Below are 2,199 nucleotides of genomic sequence, written 5' to 3' on the forward strand. Positions count from 1 at the left end.
TACCGCACCGGCGACCGCTGCCGCTTCCTGGCCGATGGCAACATCGAGTACCTGGGCCGTCTCGACCACCAGGTGAAGTTGCGTGGCCAGCGCATCGAGCTGGGGGAAATCGACGCTGCGCTGCTGGCCCAGGCCGGTGTTCGCGACGCCGCCACCTTGTTGCTGGATCAGCGCCTGGTGAGTTTCTGGTGCGGTGACGCCGATGAGGCGACCCTGCGTGCCGACTTGAGCGACAGCCTGCCCGTGCACATGCAGCCAAGCGTTTTCGTGCAGCTCGACCGCCTGCCGCTCAACAGCAACGGCAAGCTCGACCGCAAGGCCCTGGCCGCCGCGCCGCTGCCACACAGCCAAAGCGACCAGCCGCGCACCGCGCCGCGCAATGCCACTGAAACCGTGCTCTGCGAACTGTTCAGCGAGGTGCTGGGCTGTTCAGTCGTCGGTATCGAGGACCACTTCTTCCAACTCGGCGGCCACTCCTTGCTGGCCACACGCCTGGTCAGCCGGGTCCGTGAGCGCCTGGGGGTGTCCCTGCCCTTGCCGCTGGTGTTCGCCCAACCGACGGTCGCGGCCCTGGTCGAGCATCTGCGAGCGACCACGCCCGCTGAGTCGATCACCGCGCAACCGCGCCCGGCGCAACTGCCCCTGGGCCTGGCCCAACGCCGGTTCTGGATGCTCAGCCGCCTGGTGCCGGAGTCCCGCGAATACCACATGCCGTTCGCCCTGACCTTGCGCGGCGAGCTGCAGGTCCAGGTCCTGCGCGAGGCCTTTGAGCAGGTCAGCCAGCGCCACCTGGTGCTGCGCAGCCGGATTGTCGACGTCGACGGCGAGCCGCAACTGCTGATCGACGACCACGGGCCGGCGCTCGCGGTCACTTCCGTTGCAACCCAGGACTGGGCCGCGACCTGTGCCAACGCCCAGGACGAACTGATGACACCGTTCGACCTGGCCGCCGCCGCGCCTTGGCGTGCGCACCTGCTGCAACGCCAGGGCAGCGACGAAAACCTGTTGCTGGTGTGCCTGCACCACAGCGCCACCGACGGTTGGGCCATGCAGTTGCTCATCGACGAACTGACCCAGGCCTACGCCGCCGGCCTCAGCGGGCAGTCGCCCGCCTGGACGCCGCTGGAGATCGACTACGTCGATTTCGCCCTGTGGCAACAGCACCCGGACACCCAGGCCCGGCGCCATGCCAGCCTGGACTACTGGAAAAACCACTTGGGCCAGGACGACTACCAGCTCGACCTGCCCATCGACCATCCACGCGGCGCCGAAGCCGATCGTCGCGCCCGGCAACTGAGCGTCCGCCTCGGCACCCAGCGTGCCGAAGCCATCCGACAGTTCGCCCGTCAGCGCGGCACGACCACCTACGTGGTGCTGGCCACGGCCCTGAGCGCGCTGCTGGCCCGCTACAGCGGCCAGCGGGAGATTCGCCTCGGCACCCCGGCGGACCAACGTGACCACGCCCAAACCCAGACGTTGCTGGCCTGCCTGGTCAACACCCTGGTGCTCCGCAGCGACGTCGACCAACGGGCCCCGGCCGAGCAATTGCTCGCCAGCCTCGAAGCCGACCTGCGTGCAGCCCAGGCCCATGCAGACCTGCCTTTCGCCACCCTGGTCGGTGCCATCGCGCAGAACCGCGACTTGAACCGCACGCCGCTGTTCCAGGTGTTGTTCTCCCTCAACTATGGCCGCGTCGACAGCAGCCAATGGCCGGGGCTGAACGTCGAAGAGCAGATGCTGCCGGCGATCGACGCCAAGTTTGAACAGAGCTGGGAAGTCCAGGACGACGGCAGCGACATGACGCTGGCGCTGGAATACCAATCGGCCTTGTACGACGAAGCGACGATGCAACGCTGGAGCGCGCAGTGGTGCGCGTTGCTCGACGCCCTGGTGGCAACCCCTGGACGCACCCTGGTCGAACTGTTCCCGCAACAGCAGGACCAACAGCAACTGGACCGCTGGAACGCCACCGAACGTCATTACAACGGCCCGACCAACCTGCACACCGCTCTGAGCCAGCAAGCGGCCCTGAGCCCCAACGCCCCGGCGCTGGTGTTCGAAGGCCAGCGCCTGAGCTACGCCGAACTCGACCAACGGGCGCAAACCGTCGCCCGCGCCCTGCGCGCCGCCGGTATAGGTACCGACAGCATCGTGCCGGTGTGCATGGAGCGTTCGGTGGAAATGGTCGTGGCCTTGCTC

At 67.7% G+C, this 2,199-nt stretch carries 1 protein-coding gene; it reads left to right on the forward strand.

From position 1 onward, the window contains the following. Positions 1-2,199, forward strand: a 2,199-nt coding sequence (locus BM317_RS29585; RefSeq protein ID WP_139236106.1) for a condensation domain-containing protein, incomplete at both ends; no start/stop codon positions are given.

The sequence above is a fragment of the Pseudomonas sp. NFACC24-1 genome, assembly GCF_900115235.1.
In the GTDB taxonomy this organism is placed as follows: Bacteria; Pseudomonadota; Gammaproteobacteria; order Pseudomonadales; family Pseudomonadaceae; genus Aquipseudomonas; species Aquipseudomonas fluorescens_AA.